We start from the raw sequence: 16,688 nt of genomic DNA, 5'->3' as shown, positions 1-16,688 counted from the left end.
GCCGGGTTCGCTCAGCGTCGTTCGGGTTTCGCGCTGCGCGACATCAGCTCCTTGAGCGCGACGACCGGCGGCTTGCCCTCGTGGACGATGTCGACGACCGTCTCGGTGATGGGCATGTCGACACCGTGCCGGCGGGCCAGATCGGCCACCGACTCGCAGGACTTGACGCCCTCGGCGGTCTGCTTGGTGACCGCGATGGTCTCCTGGAGGGTCATGCCCTTGCCGAGGTTGGTGCCGAAGGTGTGGTTGCGGGACAGCGGTGAGGAGCAGGTCGCCACCAGGTCGCCGAGACCGGCGAGCCCGGCGAAGGTGAGCGGGTCGGCGCCCATCGCCAGACCGAGGCGGGTGGTCTCGGCGAGCCCGCGGGTGATGAGGGAGCCCTTGGCGTTGTCGCCGAGCCCCATGCCGTCCGCGATGCCGACGGCCAGGCCGATGACGTTCTTGACCGCGCCGCCCAGCTCGCAGCCGACCACGTCGGTGTTGGTGTAGGGGCGGAAGTACGGCGTGTGGCAGGCGGTCTGGAGCGTCCGGGCGACGGTTTCGTCGGTGCAGGCGACCACGGACGCGGCCGGCATCCGGGAGGCGATCTCACGGGCCAGGTTGGGCCCGGTGACCACGGCGACGCGGTCCCGGCCGACCTTGGCGACGTCCTCGATGACCTCGCTCATCCGCATGGTCGTGCCGAGTTCGACGCCCTTCATCAGGGAGACGAGGACGGTGTGCGGGGCGAGCAGCGGGGTCCACTCGGCGAGGTTGGCGCGCAGGGTCTGGGAGGGGATCGCGAGGACGGTGAAGTCGGCGCCGCGGGCGGCCTCGGCCGCGTCGGCGGTGGCCCGGAGGTTCTCGGGCAGCTCGACGCCGGGCAGGTAGTCCGGGTTGGTCCGGGTGGAGTTGACCGCCTCGGCGAGCTCGGGGCGGCGCGACCACAATGTCACCTCGCAGCCCGCGTCGGCGAGGACCGTGCCGAAGGCGGTCCCCCAGGATCCGGTACCGAAGACGGCCGCCTTGACGGACTTGCTCACTTGCTGTTCTCCCCCTCGTGACTGGACTGCGCACCGGTCTGGGCGGCGGTCTGCGCGCCGGTCTCCGCCTCGGTGCGGCGCCGCTGCTCGATCCGCTCCTGGCGCGGATCGTAGGGCGTCTCGGGCGCCTTCTCGCCGCGGATCTCCTCCAGCTGGCGGGTGACGGCCGCCATGATGACCTCCGTGGCCTCCTTGAGGACGTCCGCGGTCATCTCCTGGCCGTAGAAGCGCGTGAGGTCCACGGGCGGGCCCGCGAGCACATGGTGGGTCTTGCGCGGGAAGAGGTGCGGCTTGCTGCTGTACGGCGGCAGCAGCTCGTTGGCGCCCCACTGGGCGACGGGGATCACGGGGCACTTGGTCTGGAGCGCGACCCGCGCGGCGCCCGTCTTGGCCGTCATGGGCCACAGGTCCGGATCGCGGGTGATGGTGCCCTCGGGGTAGAAGGCGACGCACTCGCCGCGCTCCACCGCGTCGATCGCGGCCCGGAAGGCGCTCAGCGCGTCCGTGGACTCGCGGTAGACGGGGATCTGCCCGGTGCCGCGCATCGCGGCGCCGACGAACCCCTTCTTGAAGAGCCCGCTCTTCGCCAGGAACCGCGGCACCCGTCCGGTGTTGTACTGGTAGTGCGCGTAGGCGAACGGGTCGACGTGTGAATTGTGGTTCACGGCGGTGATGAATCCACCCTCGGCCGGAATGTGCTCCATTCCGCGCCAGTCCCGCTTGATCAGAACCACCAGCCAGGGTTTGCAGAGGACCGCTGCGAAGCGGTACCAGAAGCCGATTCTGCGGCGGGGCACGCGGACACCTTCCCTCTGGGACTTCTCCCGGTACTTCTCTCGGCACTTCGCTCGGGGCTTCTCTCGGAGCCTGCGAGCCGCACAAGTGTCGCCCCAGGCAGCCGGTCTGTCGAGAACACCGTACGCCCGACGCGTCGGCGTGCCGATGGACCGGGTGACAATGGCCGCGACAGGAGAGGGGACGGTACGCCGGTGCAGTGGACCTTGGTCATACCCCTGAAGCCCTTGGCGCTGGCCAAGAGCAGGCTCGCGGACACAGCCGGGGACGAGCTGCGCCCCGGGCTGGCCCTGGCGTTCGCCGAGGACACGGTGGCGGCGGCGCTGGCCTGCGCGGCCGTACGGGATGTGGTGGTCGTCACGGACGACCAGCCGGCGGGGCACGCGCTGGCCGCCCTGGGGGCCCGGATCGTGCCCGACGAGCCGCGCACGGGTCTGAACGCGGCGCTCGCGCACGCTGCCGCCGCCGTACGGCGTCTGCGGCCCGGAACTCCTCTCGCGGCGCTCAACGCGGATCTCCCCGCACTGCGCCCGGAGGAATTGGCGCGCGTTCTCGATGCGGCGGCGGAATTCCCGCGCGCATTTCTCGCCGATGCGGCGGGAATCGGCACCACTCTGCTGGCCGTCTCGGCGGACCGTGAATTGCTCCCCGCATTCGGCACGGATTCCCGCGCCCGTCATCACGCGTCGGGCGCGAAAGAACTCCGGCTCGCCTCGGTCGATTCGGTGCGCCAGGACGTGGACACCGGCGCGGACCTGCGCGCGGCGCTGGCGCTGGGGGTGGGTCCCCGGACGGCCGCGGCGGCGGCGCGGCTGCTCGGTATCGGGCAGTAGGCTCGACCCATGCAGGCGACCGCATACACGTACGACCCCGACACCCGCAGCGGGCAGGTGCTGCTCGACGACGGCACTCCGGTGCCCTTCGACGCGCCGGCGTTCGACGCGGGCGGGCTGCGGCTGCTGCGGCCGGGGCAGCGGGTGCGGATCGAGGTGGAGGGGCCGAAGGGGAGCCCGCGGATCACCCTGGTGACGCTCCAGACCTTCTGAGCGCCCGCCCCCTGAACACGCCGCGGGCCGGGCTCCGTGAGGGAGTCCGGCCCGGCGCGTGAGTGCCCTTGGTGCCGTCGGTCCTACGACGGGCGGGCGGTGGCCTTCTTGGCGGTGGTCTTGCGGGCGGTCGACTTCTTGGCCGGGGCCTTCTTGGCGGTGGCCTTCGTCGCCGGGGTGGTCTTCTTCGCGGCGGCCGACTTGGTGGCGGTCGTCTTCTTGGCGGCGGCAGCGGTCTTCTTCGCCGCGGCGGTCGTCTTCTTGGCGGCGGCCGTGGTCTTCTTCGCGGCGGCCGTGGTCTTCTTCGCGGCGGCGGCCGTGGTCTTCTTCGCGGCGGTCGTCTTCTTCGCGGCGGCGGCCTTGGTGGTGGCCTTCTTCGCCGCGGCCTTCTTGACCGTGGCGGAGGCGCCGCCGGTGAGGCTGCCCTTGGGGGCCTTCTTGACGGCGACCTCGCCGCCGCGCGGCAGCTTCTTGGAGCCACTCACCAGGTCCTTGAAGCCCTGACCTGCGCGGAAGCGCGGCACGGACGTCTTCTTGACCCGAACACGCTCGCCCGTCTGGGGGTTGCGAGCGTAACGGGCCGGCCGGTCGACCTTCTCGAACGAACCGAAGCCGGTGACCGAGACCCGGTCCCCGGCGACGGTCGCGCGGACGATGGCGTCCAGGACCGCGTCGACCGCGTCGGCGGCCTGCTGGCGGCCGCCCAGCTTGTCGGCAATCGCTTCTACGAGCTGCGCCTTGTTCACGTCTTCCCCTTCGGAGACCTCGCCAGAACGAAAGTGTTCAAGCTTTTTCGCACGTTAGGCAGATATATACCGCAAATCAAACACGAAACGGGCTAATCACCCTTGTGCCGCAACGAAGTCGGCTGTTCCGGAGGCGATCAACGCTCCTCTTCGGGCATTCGCCCCTCGTCGAGGTCCGCCATGAACCGCTCCAGACGCCTTGTCGCATCGGCGAGATCGTGCTTGGCCGCGGCCGTAATGACCAGCAGCTTCCGGGTCAGCGCCATCCGTACGCCCTCCGGGACTTGCAGTGCGCGCACTGTTGTGTGCGCTTCCTTGAGCTGGTTCGCGACCGCCGTATAGAGCTCGAGTTGGCCGTCGTGTTCCATGCACAGATTGTGCCATCTGGGGCGAGTTGTCGCCCGCCCAGGGGGCAACTGCCCCCTCGAACGGCCCTCACGGCACCGACGGAAGTCGCGTCCACAGAGGGCGCGTACCCCGGCAATCACCGCTCTAACGTGGGAAGTTGGCAAGAAGTCCGAGGGTTCGGAGTCGGTTGCGGGCCCGGACACGGCTGTACCCCCGATCGGACCGATCGGGGGTACAGGAGGGGTGTTGGGCTGGCCGAAACTCGACTTGCCCCGGGGCTTTGGATCAGACCTGGAGCGTCCTCGGCTTGTAGGAGGGGCGCTTGGCCTCGTAGGCGGCGATGTCCGGCTCGTTCTGGAGGGTGATGGAGATGTCGTCCAGGCCGTTCAGCAGCCGCCAGCGGGAGTTCTCGTCCAGCTCGAAGGAGGCGGTGACGCCCTGGGCGCGCACCTCACGGGACTCGAGGTCCACGGTGATCTCGGCCTGCGGGTCGTTCTCCGTGAGCTCCCACAGCGCGTCCACGATCTTCTGGTCCAGGACCACCGTGAGCAGGCCGTTCTTCAGCGAGTTGCCGCGGAAGATGTCGGCGAAGCGGGAGGAGATCACGGTCTTGAAGCCGTAGTTCTGCAGCGCCCAGACGGCGTGCTCGCGGGAGGAGCCGGTGCCGAAGTCGGGGCCGGCGACCAGCACGGTCGCGCCCTGCCGCTCGGGACGGTTGAGGATGAACTCCCCGTCCTTGCGCCAGGCCTCGAACAGTCCGTCCTCGAACCCGTCCCGCGTCACCTTCTTGAGCCAGTGAGCAGGGATGATCTGGTCGGTGTCGACGTTGGAGCGGCGCAGCGGGACGGCCCGGCCGGTGTGCGAGGTGAATGCTTCCATGACTGATCAGACTCCAGCGGACGCGGGGGTGTCGGAGGACAGGTCGGCCGGGGAGGCCAGGTGGCCCAGGACGGCCGTGGCGGCCGCGACCTGCGGCGACACCAGGTGCGTACGACCGCCCTTGCCCTGCCGGCCCTCGAAGTTGCGGTTGGAGGTGGAGGCGGAGCGCTCGCCGGGGGCCAGCTGGTCGGGGTTCATGCCGAGGCACATCGAGCAGCCCGCGTGCCGCCATTCGGCGCCGGCCTCCTTGAAGACCACGTCCAGGCCCTCGGAGACGGCCTGCAGACCCACCCGGGCGGAGCCGGGGACGACCAGCATCCGTACGCCGTCGGCGACTTTGCGGCCCTCGACGATCGCGGCGGCGGCGCGCAGGTCCTCGATGCGGCCGTTGGTGCAGGAACCTACGAAGACGGTGTCCACCTTGATGGAGCGCAGCGGCTGTCCGGCCTCCAACCCCATGTACTCCAGGGCCTTTTCGGCGGCGAGGCGCTCCGAGGCGTCTTCGTACGAAGCCGGGTCGGGGACGTCCGCCGAAAGCGGCGCGCCCTGGCCCGGGTTGGTGCCCCAGGTGACGAACGGCGAGAGCGCGGCGGCGTCGATGACGACCTCGGCGTCGAAGACCGCGTCCTCGTCCGTCCTCAGCGTCTTCCAGTACGCGACGGCGGCGTCCCAGTCCTCGCCCTTGGGGGCGTGCGGACGGCCCTCGAGGTAGTCGAAGGTGGTCTGGTCGGGGGCGATCATGCCCGCGCGGGCGCCGGCCTCGATCGACATGTTGCAGATGGTCATCCGGGCCTCCATCGAGAGCTTCTCGATGGCGGAGCCGCGGTACTCCAGGACGTAGCCCTGGCCGCCGCCGGTGCCGATCTTCGCGATGATCGCCAGGATCAGGTCCTTGGCGGTGACGCCGTCGGGCAGCTCGCCGTCGACCGTGATCGCCATGGTCTTGGGGCGGACCAGCGGCAGCGTCTGGGTGGCCAGCACGTGCTCGACCTGCGAGGTGCCGATGCCGAACGCCAGGCCGCCGAAGGCGCCGTGCGTGGAGGTGTGGGAGTCGCCGCAGACGACGGTCATGCCCGGCTGGGTCAGCCCCAGCTGGGGGCCCACCACGTGGACGACGCCCTGCTCGACGTCACCGAGCGGGTGCAGCCGCACGCCGAACTCGGCGCAGTTCTTGCGCAGCGTCTCCAGCTGGGCGCGGGAGACCGGGTCGGCGATCGGCTTGTCGATGTCGAGGGTCGGGGTGTTGTGGTCCTCGGTCGCGATGGTCAGGTCGAGACGGCGGACCTGGCGGCCGTTCTGGCGCAGCCCGTCGAACGCCTGGGGGCTGGTCACCTCGTGCAGCAGGTGCAGATCGATGAAGAGGAGGTCGGGCTCGCCCTCGGCGCGCCGGACGACATGGTCGTCCCAGACCTTCTCCGCGAGTGTCCTACCCATCGCTTTCCCTCCGGCCGGCAATGACGCACCGGCCCAACTAGAGATCTTGTGGAGGCGACGCCCTCGGCCCCTGTTCCCGGGCACCCGCCGCCAGGCCCGTCGGTCATCGGGCCGCCATGCCTCCAGGGTTGCGCGTCTCACGGAAAAATGAACTTGCGTTTCACAGAGTGAGACGGGAATATCGTTTCATGGACAACAGTAGCGGCGTGGGCGTTCTGGACAAGGCAGCCCTTGTCCTGAGCGCCCTGGAGTCCGGTCCGGCCACCCTCGCGGGGCTGGTCGCGGCCACCGGACTCGCACGACCCACGGCCCACCGGCTGGCCGTGGCATTGGAACACCACCGCATGGTGGCGCGCGACATGCAGGGCCGTTTCATTCTCGGTCCGCGTCTCGCGGAGCTCGCCGCGGCGGCCGGCGAGGACCGCCTCCTCGCGACCGCGGGCCCGGTGCTCACCCACCTGCGGGACGTGACCGGCGAGAGCGCCCAGCTCTACCGCCGCCAGGGCGACATGCGCATCTGCGTCGCCGCGGCGGAACGTCTGTCCGGCCTGCGGGACACCGTCCCGGTCGGCTCCACGCTCACGATGAAGGCGGGTTCCTCGGCGCAGATCCTGATGGCCTGGGAGGAGCCGGAGCGGCTCCACCGCGGGCTGCAGGGCGCCCGCTTCACCGCGACGGCCCTCTCGGGCGTCCGCCGCCGCGGCTGGGCCCAGTCGATCGGCGAGCGCGAGCCGGGCGTGGCGTCCGTCTCCGCCCCGGTCCGCGGCCCCTCCAACCGCGTCGTGGCCGCCGTCTCGGTCTCCGGCCCGATCGAGCGCCTGACCCGCCACCCGGGCCGGATGCACGCCCAGGCGATCATCGACGCGGCCGCCCGCCTGTCGGAGGCGCTGCGCAGGACCGGCTGAAGCCAGGAGGAGAAGGGCGGCCTCAACGCCGCGGCAGCCCTTCCCGACGGCACGTACGCCACCTGAAGGGGCGCGGGGAACTGCGCGACCAGCCCCCGCACACCCGCACCCGCACCCGCCATACGACCACGCCCCCCGAACGACCAGGCGCGCCAGGCGAACCGATCCTTCGCATACCGCCCGCGCGCAGCCAACCGCACCTGTCCGTGCGCCGCCGGCGGCCCGAACACCGGCATGTCCCCGTCGTGGACGCGCTCCCGATGAGCAGGCGCCCACGTCCCCCTGCGCGTCCGCGATGGTTCGGTCGGCTCCGGACATGTTTGGATAGTGGCGCTGACCAAGGAGGAGCGCACGGGATGCGACTGGCCGAGCTGAGCAGACACAGCGGGGTCTCGACGGCGACGATCAAGTACTACCTGCGCGAGGGCCTGTTGCCGCCCGGCCGCCAGATCAACGCCACGACCGCCGAGTACGACGAGGGGCATCTGCGGCGGCTGCGGCTGGTGCGGGCGATGATCCAGGTGGGCCGGATCCCGGTGGCCACGGTCCGGGAGGTCCTCGGGCACGTCGACGACGACTCCCTCGGCCGGACAATCCGGCTCGGCGCGGCCCTGTGGGCGCTCCCCCAGGTCCCGGAGCCGGACGCGGAGGACGAGCACGTGCGGGCCGCCCGGCAGGAGGCGGACACCCTGCTGCGCACCCTGGGCTGGACGAACGCCCGGCTGCTGACCACGATCTCCCCGGCCTATCGCTCACTGGTGGTGTCGGTGGCCGCGCTGCGCCGCCTCGGTTACGACTGGGACGCCGAACTGCTCAGGTCCTACGCGGAGTTGATGCACCGGGCGGCGGTACTGGACCTGGATTTCGTGGAGACGCGGGAGTCGGAGGCGGAGCGGATCGAGACGGCGGTGCTGAGCGCGGTCCTGGTCGAGCCGATCCTCCAGGCGCTGCACCGGCTGGCCCAGGAGGAGGAGTCGGCGCGGCGGTACGGCTTCGAGTGAGGCCGGACACGCGGAAGGCCCCCCGCCGAAGCGAGGGGCCTTCCGGTCACGTACCCCCGACCGGATTCGAACCGGCGCTACCGCCTTGAGAGGGCGGCGTGCTAGGCCGCTACACAACGGGGGCGTGGACACTGCGTTTCCGCAGGTCCGAGCTGGTCTACCTGGACTCGAACCAAGACTAACTGAACCAGAATCAGTCGTGCTGCCAATTACACCATAGACCAATGTGGTTTAGACCAGTCGTACCCCCGACCGGATTCGAACCGGCGCTACCGCCTTGAGAGGGCGGCGTGCTAGGCCGCTACACAACGGGGGCCCTAGCAGTTCCGAAATGATCCTGCGTGATCGGAACCAGTACCCCCGACCGGATTCGAACCGGCGCTACCGCCTTGAGAGGGCGGCGTGCTAGGCCGCTACACAACGGGGGCTTTGCAGATGAGCTCTGCGAGCTGGCCTACCTGGACTCGAACCAAGACTAACTGAACCAGAATCAGTCGTGCTGCCAATTACACCATAGGCCACTGGAACGCAAGCCCCTGTGGGGATCTTGTTCTAGTTTCGCGCTTCGGTTTCCCGGCCTTCCGGCCCGCTTCCCTCGGCGCAGGAAGAACATTACCCGAAGGTGGACGGGGCTCCAAAACGGGTATCCGCGCCGAGGATGGCCGGGAGTTCGGCGAGGGTCGCGATCCGGTGCCGGCCGGGCGGCACCTCGACGGTCGCCGTACCGCCGTACCGGTCGATCCACACCGACAGCAGACCGGCGTCGGCTGCCCCCCGCCCGTCGATCTCCGGGTGGTCGCCGACGTACGCCACTTGGTGCGGGGCGAGTTCCAGGGCGTCGCAGGCGGCCAGGAAGGCGGCGGCCTCGGGCTTGGACACGCCCAGCTCGGCGGCGCACAGGATGGTCTCGAAGCGGTCGTGCACGCCGAGGACGCGCAGCTTGTGGTCCTGGACGACGAGGCTGGAGTTGGAGAGCACCGCGTGGCGGTGGCTGGCGGCGAGCGCGTCCAGCACCGGCAGGACGTCGGGGAACAGCGCCCAGGCCGCCTCGTAGTGCGTGAGGTAGCGCCGGAACCAGTCGTCGGTCTCGGCGTCGGTCAGCTCCGGCCGGTCGAGGAAGACCCGGACGCGGTCCCGCCGCTGTCCCTCGAAGCTGATCTGCCCCGCAGAGAACCGCGCCCACTGCTGATCGGTGACCTCCCGCCACCGGTCGAGCGCCTGCTCCGCCGTCCCGTAACCCTCCAGCAGCCCCTCCGCCACGAGATGCCCCCGCATGCCCTCCCGGTCCGCGGTCGTGTAGTCGAAGAGAGTGTCGTCAACGTCCCAGACCACGGCGCGAATGCTCATGGCCCCGACGGTATCGCGGGCTGGCGCACTGGGGGGCACGAGCGAGTATCGCGTCCAGTTCGCGCAACTGGACAGGGCCGTGCGGATACTGGCCCGTGACCCTTTCCGGAAGACCTCGACCGCACCACTGGGACCGGACGACAACCTGCGCAAACCCAATACCTGATCGACGAAGCCGACGCGCCGTGGGCAACGCGTGAGGGGCGGCACCCGGAGTCACCGGGTGCCGCCCCTCACGCGTACCTGCGAGTCAGCCCGCCAGCTTGGCCAGCGCCGCGTCGATGCGCGACAGCGTCTTCTCCTTGCCCAGGATCTCCAGGGACTCGAAGAGGGGGAGGCCGACCGTGCGGCCGGTGACGGCGACGCGGACCGGGGCCTGGGCCTTGCCGAGCTTGAGGCCGTGGGCCTCGCCGGCGGCCAGCACGGCCTCCTTCAGCGACTCCGCCGAGCTCCAGTCGGCCGACTCCAGCTTCTCGCGGGCGGTGACGAGGAGCGCGTCCGCGCCCTCCTTCATCGCCTTGGTCCACGAGGCCTCGTCGGTGACCGGCTCGGCGAGGAAGAGGAAGTCGACGTTGTCGGTGATCTCCGACAGGACCTTCAGACGGGTCTGGGCGTGCGGGGCGATGGCCTCCCACTTCGCCTCGTCGAAGTCCTCGGGGGCCCAGGGCGCGAACGGCGCCCGCAGCCAGGGGGCGCAGCGCTCGGTGAAGTCCTTCACGTCGAGCATGCGGATGTGGTCGGCGTTGATCGCCTCGCACTTCTTGAGGTCGAAGCGCGCCGGGTTGGGGTTGACGTCCGCGATCTCGAAGGCCGCGATCATCTCGTCCAGCGTGAAGATGTCCTGGTCGGCGGAGAGGGACCAGCCGAGCAGCGAGAGGTAGTTGAGCAGGCCCTCGGGGAGGAAGCCACGCTCGCGGTAGAGGTTGAGGGACGACTCGGGGTCGCGCTTGGACAGCTTCTTGTTGCCCTCGCCCATCACGTACGGCAGATGCCCGAAGGAGGGGATCTCCTTGGCGACGCCCAGTTCGATCAGCGCCTTGTAGAGGGCGATCTGGCGGGGGGTGGAGGAGAGCAGGTCCTCGCCGCGCAGGACGTGGGTGATCTCCATCAGGGCGTCGTCGACCGGGTTGACGAGGGTGTAGAGCGGGGCGCCGTTCGCGCGGACGATGCCGTAGTCGGGCACGTTCTCCGGGGTGAAGGTCAGCTCGCCGCGGACCAGGTCCGTGAAGGTGATCGTCTCGTCGGGCATCCGGAAGCGGACGATGGGGGCGCGCCCCTGCGCCTCGTACTCCGCGACCTGCGCGGCACTGAGGTCGCGGCACTGGCCGTCGTAGCCGGAGGGCTTCCCGGCGGCGCGGGCAGCCTCGCGGCGGGTGTCCAGCTCCTCCTGGGAGCAGTAGCAGCGGTAGGCGTGGCCGGCGTCCAGCAGCTTCCCGGCGACGTCGGCGTAGAGGTCCATGCGCTGCGACTGGCGGTAGGGGGCGTGCGGGCCGCCGATCTCGGGGCCCTCGTCCCAGTCGAAGCCCAGCCAGCGCAGCGAGTCGAGCAGCTGGGCGTAGGACTCCTCGGAGTCGCGGGCCGCGTCGGTGTCCTCGATGCGGAAGACCAGCGTGCCCTGGTGGTGCTTGGCGAACGCCCAGTTGAACAGGGCGGTGCGGACCAGGCCCACATGGGGGTTACCGGTGGGGGAAGGACAGAAACGTACGCGGACGGGTGAGCCGGGTGCGCTAGCCACGCTTGACAACCTTGTTGGTGAGAGTGCCGATGCCTTCGATGGTGACGGCGACCTCGTCGCCGACAGCCAGGGGGCCGACCCCTGCCGGGGTGCCCGTGAGGATCACGTCGCCGGGGAGCAGCGTCATGGCCTCGGTGATGTTGACGATCAGATCCTCGATGGAGTGGATCATCTCGCTGGTGCGGCCGAGCTGGCGCTGTTGGCCGTCGACCGTGAGCTGGATCGTGAGGTCGGACGCGGTGGCGAGGTCCAGGTCCGTCTCCACCCAGGGGCCGAGCGGGCAGGAGGTGTCGAAGCCCTTGGCCCGCGCCCACTGCTTCTCGCGCCGCTGGACGTCCCGTGCGGTGACGTCGTTGGCGCAGGTGTAGCCGAAGATCACGTCCGCCACGCGCTCGCGCGGGACCTCGCGGCACATCCGGCCGATGACGACGGCGAGCTCGGCCTCGTGGTGCAGTTCCTCGGAGAACGCCGGGTACTGGATGTCGTCCCCGGGGCCGATCACCGAGGTGGAGGGCTTGAAGAAGGCGAACGGGGCGTCCGGCACCTCGTGGCCGAGTTCTCGCGCGTGCTCGGCGTAGTTGCGGCCGAAGGCCACCACCTTGTTGGGCAGGACGGGCGGGAGCAGCCGGACCTTGCTCAGCGGCACCTTCGTACCGGAGAGCTCGAAGTCCGCGAACGGGATGCCCTTGATGATGTCGAGGACGAGCTCGTCCGGTTTGTCGCCCTCGACCGCGCCGAAGGCGACGTTGCCGTCGATGGAGAACCTGGCGATGCGCACGGGTTGGTTGGCCCCTTGCCTGAAGACGGAGACTGAGCTGGCTGGAGTGTGACGCTCCAGGCTAACGCGGAAGGGCGCCCCCGGCCGGGGGCGCCCTTGACATCCGTGTGCGGCCGCCTTGAGCATTCGGCGGCCCGTGCGCGTATCAGTGCGCGGAGATCGTGAGGATCTCGTGGATCTGTACGGCAGATCTACTCCGCGACGGAGGCCGTGACCGGGGCTTCCATGAGGATGGTGCGCTTGGGGTTGGCGGTCTGGGCCGGCAGGTCGACGGCGTGCTCCTGCTGGACCGGCAGCTGCAGTTCGGCGGTGCCGGTGAGGTGGGCCAGCGTCGTGCGTCGCGGGTTGGCGATCTTGTGGAACATCGTCGTCGTCTTCACTGTTTACGTGACCCTGTCTACTCGTGGTGCCGGGGTTGTCGGATAGGCCGTCCCTGTAAAGCGTCAGGCTAAACACGCGATTCCCCGGTAACTCATCAGGGCAGCACGATCACTGTGTGAGTTTGCTCACGAATCGGTGATCAAAGCGGTCAAACCGTGCCGTCGAACGACCGCTTCGAAACGGACATTGACCCCCTGAATCACCCATTCCGCTCCTGATCATGGCGACTGGGACACCTGCTCCCCCTTCACGGTTCGGGCCCTTACGCCCGCTTTATGGCGGAACGTTTTCCACGTCCCGTAACGTTCCCCTCACGTGCTGTCACGCATGTCACAGCCCGGCCAACACACCTTGTTGGAGGTCCGGCACTGTGCTGGAATCTCACGGACCGCCGCTGAATCGAGCCGGCGCACCGGGGCGCGAGAGCGCCGTAGTGGCGGTTGGAAGGGGGAGCCAGCGCCGGTCACTCACGACCGTTCGAGGGACGTAATTCAGGACGTCCTTCAATACGCCGACACCGTCCTTCCGTTCATCCGGAAGGGCGCCTGGTCCAGAGGTTGCGACGCTAGTGCAGGGACGTTTCAAGAGGGATGGCAGTGCTTCGGCGGAGCCGGAGCCGCACGGCGGGACTGCCCCCAGCAATGGCAGCTCCTCGCTCCAGCACGCCCAGAACCCGGGCCCGAACCCGTCCGGCGACGGTGGTGAGCGCTCAGGGCGCCCCGGCGCGTCCGCGTCGCCGAGCCCCCTTCCCCCGACTCCGACCGTCAAGCCGCCGGCCGGGCCCGGCGGGACCGGCTCCCGCGTGGCCCTGCGCAACTGGCGCATCTCCACGCGTCTCGTGGCGCTGCTGACCCTCCCGGTGGTCGCGGCCACCACGCTGGGCGCGCTGCGTATCAACGAGTCCATGGACGACATCCAGCAGCTCGACAACATGCGGCTGCTGACGGACATGACCAAGCAGGCCACCGAGCTCGCCGTCGCCCTCCAGGAGGAGCGCGACCGCTCGGCCGGCCCGATGTCGCACGGCACCAAGGCGACCGACTTCGGCATCAAGGGCTACCGGACCAAGACGGACCGGGCCGTGACCGCCTTCCAGGACGCCTCCGAGGAGATCAACACCGCCTCCAAGGCGGGCAACCTCCAGGGCGTCCGCGACAGCCTCATCGGTCTGCTCTCCGACCTCGCGAACCTCCAGAAGATCCGCTCCACGGCGTACGCGGAGAAGGGCAACGCCTCCCAGACGGTCGACGCCTACCACCAGCTCATCACGAGCCTGCTCGACCTCTCGCAGGACATGGCCCAGGCCACCAGCAACCCGGAGATGATCCAGCGCACGCGTGCGCTGGCCGCCTTCTCCAACGCCAAGGAGTACGCCTCCATCCAGCGCGCCGTCCTCGCGGCCGCGCTGCCGGCGAACAACACGTCGTACGGCGAGCTCTCCAACAACGAGCGGCAGTACGCCGACGCCGCCTTCGACAACGAGGCCTCCGAACTCGCCAGTTTCCGCAGCATCTACGGCGACGACGGCGCCGAGGAGCTGCTGAAGCCCATCGAGCAGGGCAACCCGGTCATCGAGGAGTCCGACACCTACGCCTCGCGTGCGTTCGCCTCCGCCTCCGGTCTGACCTCGCAGGACCAGCGGTCGTACCAGGACTGGATCGACGACTCGTCGACCAAGATCCGCCAGATGAACAACATCGAGCTCACCCTGCTCGAGGACATGGAACAGAAGGCCCGTGAGCTGCGCTCCGAGTCCGAGCGCGACGCCATCATCAACGGTGCCCTGATCCTCCTCGTCCTCGGTGTGTCGCTGGTCGGCGCCTTCGTCGTCGCCCGGTCCATGATCCGCTCGCTGCGCCGCCTCCAGGAGACCGCCACCAAGGTCGCCCAGGACCGCCTGCCCGAGCTGGTCAAGCAGCTCTCCGAGTCCGACCCGCAGGACGTCGACACGTCCGTGGAGTCGGTCGGTGTGCACTCCCGGGACGAGATCGGCCAGGTGGCCGCGGCCTTCGACGACGTGCACCGCGAGGCGGTCCGCCTCGCCGCCGAGCAGGCCCTGCTGCGGGGCAACGTCAACGCGATGTTCACCAACCTCTCGCGCCGCTCCCAGGGCCTCATCCAGCGTCAGCTCTCGCTCATCTCCGAACTGGAGTCCCGCGAGGCCGACCCGGACCAGCTGTCCTCCCTCTTCAAGCTCGACCACCTCGCCACCCGCATGCGCCGTAACGGTGAGAACCTCCTGGTCCTCGCGGGTGAAGAGCCCGGCCGACGCTGGACCCGCCCGGTCCCCCTGGTCGACGTCCTGCGCGCCGCCGCCTCCGAGGTGGAGCAGTACGAGCGCATCGAACTGGCCTCCGTGCCGTCCACCGAAGTGGCCGGCCGGGTCGTCAACGACCTCGTGCACCTCCTCGCCGAGCTGCTGGAGAACGCCACCTCGTTCTCCTCCCCGCAGACCAAGGTCAAGGTCACCGGTCACGCGCTGCCCGACGGCCGCGTGCTGATCGAGATCCACGACACCGGTATCGGCCTGTCCCCCGAGGACCTCGCCGCGATCAACGAGCGGCTCGCCTCGCCGCCCACCGTGGACGTCTCCGTCTCCCGCCGCATGGGCCTCTTCGTGGTCGGTCGTCTGTCCCAGCGGCACGGCATCCGCATCCAGCTGCGCCCGTCCGACTCCGGTGGTACGACCGCGCTGGTCATGCTGCCCGTGGACGTCGCCCAGGGCGGCAAGAAGCCCCAGCCCAAGCCCGGCCAGGGCGGCTCCGCCGGCGGTCCCGCCGCCGCGCAGGCCGCCGCGGGCGCGGCCGCCGCACGTCGCCAGAACGGCGGCCCGCAGGGCGGTGCGCTCGGCGCCGGTGCCCCCGGTGGGGGCGGCGCCCTCGGTGCGGGTCCCGGCTCCTCTCCCGGCGGAGGCGGCCGCCTGGCCGCCGGCCAGGGTCCCCGGGCCGCGCTGCCCGGCCGTGACGGCGGTGGCCGTCCCGGCGGTCAGCCCCCGCGCGGACCGCAGTCGCCCCTCCCGCCCCAGCAGGACCGGACGGCCCCGGCCGGTGCGGGCGCCGGCTTCGGCGGTCAGGCACCGGGCGCCCCGCAGGGGCTGCAGAACTCCGGTGTGAACGGCCAGAGCCAGGACTTCTTCGGCGGCGGGCGTCCCCCGCAGCGCAAGAACAACTCCGAGCAGCGCGGCCGTCAGCCGCAGCTCCCGCCGCGCGGCGGCCCGCGCGCCGAGCTGCCCGGTGGCAACCCGCAGCCGCGCGTGACGAGCTGGGGCGACGAGAACGCCCAGCCGCCGGTTCCGCGCACCCCGCTGGACGCTCCGCGCGGCCACGAGGAGCCGGACGTCGCGCAGACCTCGCGCATGCCGCGCATCGACGACCGCCAGGGCCCGGCCGACTTCGGCCGCGGCGCGGGCGCTCCGCAGAGCACGGGCCAGTTCCCCGCCGTCGCTCCGGCCGGCCCCCAGGACACGGGCCAGTTCCAGCGCCCGGGCACCGCCGACCGCGACGACAACGGGTTCACCCGCTCCGACGTCTTCGGCACCCCGGGCGGCCAGAACACCGCGCCGAACCCGAACCAGTTCGCTCCGCAGGCGTACGACACCGGCTCCACCGGCCAGTTCGCCGCGCCCGGCTACGACGGCTCCGGCACGGGCCAGCACGCGCTGCCCGGCCGCCAGGACATGACGTCCACGGGTCAGTTCGAGCGCCCCCAGGTCAACGGCGCGGGCGGTTTCGGCTCGCCGCGTCCGCAGGTCCCGCCGCGCCCCGCCCACCGTCCCGAGCCGGAGGCCCTGCCGCCGGCCCCGGGTCCGGGCGACGGCCGCACCCCGCTGTACGACACGCTGGAGACCAACTGGTTCCACGGCGGGCCGCAGGCGGGCGGTCCGGGCCAGGCTCCCGCGCCGCAGGCACCCCAGCAGCAGCCGCAGGCTCCGGCCGCACCCCAGCGGCCCGCGGCCGGCGGCCCCTCCACCTCCTCGTGGCGCACGTCGCCGAACGACGAACTCGTCCGACAGGCCGAGCGCGTCCGGCAGCCCGCCGCGGGCGGGGTCACCACCTCCGGTCTGCCGCGCCGGGTGCCCCGGGCCAACCTGGTCCCGGGCACCGCACAGCAGCAACAGCACCAAACCGGTCCGCAGGTCTCGCGTGCGCCTGACGACGTACGCGGACGGCTGACCAATCTTCGTCGGGGCATCGCGCAGGGTCGTCAGGCCGGCAACGGTCAGACCGGCAGTTTCCCGAGCCCCACTCACCCGCAGGAGCGTTAGTTGAGTC

The 16,688-nt window shown here is 70.5% G+C and carries 15 protein-coding genes and 5 tRNA genes; 5 read left to right on the top strand and 15 right to left on the bottom strand.

Annotated features, from left to right (window positions below):
- Positions 1–11 precede the first annotated feature (11 nt).
- Positions 12–1,022, bottom strand: coding sequence for an NAD(P)H-dependent glycerol-3-phosphate dehydrogenase (locus AQJ58_RS34435; protein ID WP_067257363.1), 1,011 nt, complete (start codon positions 1,020–1,022; stop codon positions 12–14).
- The gene (locus AQJ58_RS34430) at positions 1,019–1,819 is read right to left on the bottom strand and encodes a lysophospholipid acyltransferase family protein (RefSeq protein WP_067257360.1); all 801 of its coding nucleotides are present in this window, start codon (positions 1,817–1,819) and stop codon (positions 1,019–1,021) included. The genes AQJ58_RS34435 and AQJ58_RS34430 overlap by 4 nt, the downstream gene beginning before the upstream one ends.
- Positions 1,820–2,011: 192 nt before the next feature.
- Between AQJ58_RS34430 and cofC the strand changes: the two genes are divergently transcribed.
- Both cofC and AQJ58_RS34420 read left to right on the top strand, forming a co-directional pair.
- The gene (gene cofC / locus AQJ58_RS34425) at positions 2,012–2,650 is read left to right on the top strand and encodes a 2-phospho-L-lactate guanylyltransferase (RefSeq protein WP_067257359.1); all 639 of its coding nucleotides are present in this window, start codon (positions 2,012–2,014) and stop codon (positions 2,648–2,650) included.
- 9 nt (positions 2,651–2,659) lie between these two features.
- A complete protein-coding gene (locus AQJ58_RS34420) occupies positions 2,660–2,863 on the top strand; it encodes a hypothetical protein (protein ID WP_067257356.1) in 204 nt (67 codons plus the stop codon).
- Between the two features lie 83 nt (positions 2,864–2,946).
- Here AQJ58_RS34420 and AQJ58_RS34415 read toward each other — a convergent pair whose 3' ends face one another.
- The 4 genes from AQJ58_RS34415 to leuC all read right to left on the bottom strand — a co-directional run bounded on the left by AQJ58_RS34415 (position 2,947) and on the right by leuC (position 6,270).
- Positions 2,947–3,609, bottom strand: coding sequence for an HU family DNA-binding protein (locus AQJ58_RS34415; protein WP_067257354.1), 663 nt, complete (start codon positions 3,607–3,609; stop codon positions 2,947–2,949).
- Between the two features lie 137 nt (positions 3,610–3,746).
- Positions 3,747–3,977: an SCO5555 family protein gene (locus AQJ58_RS34410; protein ID WP_067257351.1), complete on the bottom strand. Its 231-nt coding sequence runs from the start codon at positions 3,975–3,977 to the stop codon at positions 3,747–3,749.
- A gap of 265 nt (positions 3,978–4,242) precedes the next feature.
- A complete protein-coding gene (gene leuD, locus AQJ58_RS34405; protein ID WP_067257348.1) occupies positions 4,243–4,836 on the bottom strand; it encodes a 3-isopropylmalate dehydratase small subunit in 594 nt (197 codons plus the stop codon).
- 6 nt (positions 4,837–4,842) lie between these two features.
- Entirely contained in the window at positions 4,843–6,270 is a 1,428-nt protein-coding gene (leuC, locus tag AQJ58_RS34400; protein ID WP_067257346.1) for a 3-isopropylmalate dehydratase large subunit, read from the bottom strand.
- A gap of 188 nt (positions 6,271–6,458) precedes the next feature.
- On the opposite strand from leuC, the gene ndgR reads away from it, so the two are divergent.
- Together ndgR and AQJ58_RS34390 are read left to right on the top strand one after the other, a co-directional pair.
- Positions 6,459–7,175: an IclR family transcriptional regulator NdgR gene (gene ndgR / locus AQJ58_RS34395; RefSeq protein WP_055634332.1), complete on the top strand. Its 717-nt coding sequence runs from the start codon at positions 6,459–6,461 to the stop codon at positions 7,173–7,175.
- 356 nt (positions 7,176–7,531) lie between these two features.
- Entirely contained in the window at positions 7,532–8,176 is a 645-nt protein-coding gene (locus AQJ58_RS34390; protein WP_067257344.1) for a MerR family transcriptional regulator, read from the top strand.
- Positions 8,177–8,227: 51 nt separating this feature from the next.
- Here the strand turns inward: AQJ58_RS34390 and AQJ58_RS34385 are convergent.
- From AQJ58_RS34385 to AQJ58_RS34345, 9 genes are all read right to left on the bottom strand, one after another.
- Positions 8,228–8,300, bottom strand: a tRNA-Glu gene (locus AQJ58_RS34385).
- Between the two features lie 28 nt (positions 8,301–8,328).
- A tRNA-Gln gene (locus tag AQJ58_RS34380) sits at positions 8,329–8,400 on the bottom strand.
- Between the two features lie 19 nt (positions 8,401–8,419).
- Positions 8,420–8,492: transfer RNA gene (locus tag AQJ58_RS34375), tRNA-Glu, on the bottom strand.
- 39 nt (positions 8,493–8,531) lie between these two features.
- Positions 8,532–8,604, bottom strand: a tRNA-Glu gene (locus AQJ58_RS34370).
- Positions 8,605–8,625: 21 nt separating this feature from the next.
- A tRNA-Gln gene (locus tag AQJ58_RS34365) sits at positions 8,626–8,697 on the bottom strand.
- A gap of 91 nt (positions 8,698–8,788) precedes the next feature.
- On the bottom strand, positions 8,789–9,523 hold the full coding sequence (locus AQJ58_RS34360) for an HAD family hydrolase (protein ID WP_067257340.1): 735 nt from the start codon (positions 9,521–9,523) through the stop codon (positions 8,789–8,791).
- A gap of 250 nt (positions 9,524–9,773) precedes the next feature.
- Entirely contained in the window at positions 9,774–11,258 is a 1,485-nt protein-coding gene (gene gltX, locus AQJ58_RS34355) for a glutamate--tRNA ligase (RefSeq protein ID WP_079079407.1), read from the bottom strand.
- Positions 11,251–12,036 carry a fumarylacetoacetate hydrolase family protein gene (locus tag AQJ58_RS34350; protein WP_067257335.1) on the bottom strand — a complete coding sequence of 262 codons (786 nt, stop codon included), beginning with the start codon at positions 12,034–12,036 and terminating at the stop codon, positions 11,251–11,253. Before AQJ58_RS34350 ends, gltX begins: the two co-directional genes overlap by 8 nt.
- 191 nt (positions 12,037–12,227) lie before the next feature.
- A complete protein-coding gene (locus AQJ58_RS34345) occupies positions 12,228–12,416 on the bottom strand; it encodes a hypothetical protein (RefSeq protein ID WP_067257332.1) in 189 nt (62 codons plus the stop codon).
- A 569-nt stretch (positions 12,417–12,985) separates the two neighbouring features.
- Here AQJ58_RS34345 and AQJ58_RS34340 point away from each other — a divergent pair.
- Positions 12,986–16,681, top strand: coding sequence for a sensor histidine kinase (locus AQJ58_RS34340; RefSeq protein ID WP_067257329.1), 3,696 nt, complete (start codon positions 12,986–12,988; stop codon positions 16,679–16,681).
- Positions 16,682–16,688 lie beyond the last annotated feature (7 nt).

Origin of the sequence: Streptomyces sp. DSM 15324 (assembly GCF_001514285.1) — a bacterium.
Lineage (GTDB): Bacteria > Actinomycetota > Actinomycetes > Streptomycetales > Streptomycetaceae > Streptomyces.
The sequence above is the reverse complement of the archived record's forward strand: the minus strand, read 5'-3'. Positions and strand labels throughout refer to the sequence as shown.

Bases quoted from the DNA above. Each gene is read 5' to 3' on its own strand.
- leuC (WP_067257346.1), bottom strand. From the start codon at position 6,270: ATGGGTAGGACACTCGCGGAGAAGGTCTGGGACGACCATGTCGTCCGG.
- ndgR (WP_055634332.1), top strand. From the start codon at position 6,459: ATGGACAACAGTAGCGGCGTGGGCGTTCTGGACAAGGCAGCCCTTGTC.
- AQJ58_RS34420 (WP_067257356.1), top strand. From the start codon at position 2,660: ATGCAGGCGACCGCATACACGTACGACCCCGACACCCGCAGCGGGCAG.
- leuD (WP_067257348.1), bottom strand. From the start codon at position 4,836: ATGGAAGCATTCACCTCGCACACCGGCCGGGCCGTCCCGCTGCGCCGC.
- AQJ58_RS34390 (WP_067257344.1), top strand. From the start codon at position 7,532: ATGCGACTGGCCGAGCTGAGCAGACACAGCGGGGTCTCGACGGCGACG.
- AQJ58_RS34360 (WP_067257340.1), bottom strand. From the start codon at position 9,523: ATGAGCATTCGCGCCGTGGTCTGGGACGTTGACGACACTCTCTTCGAC.
- AQJ58_RS34410 (WP_067257351.1), bottom strand. From the start codon at position 3,977: ATGGAACACGACGGCCAACTCGAGCTCTATACGGCGGTCGCGAACCAG.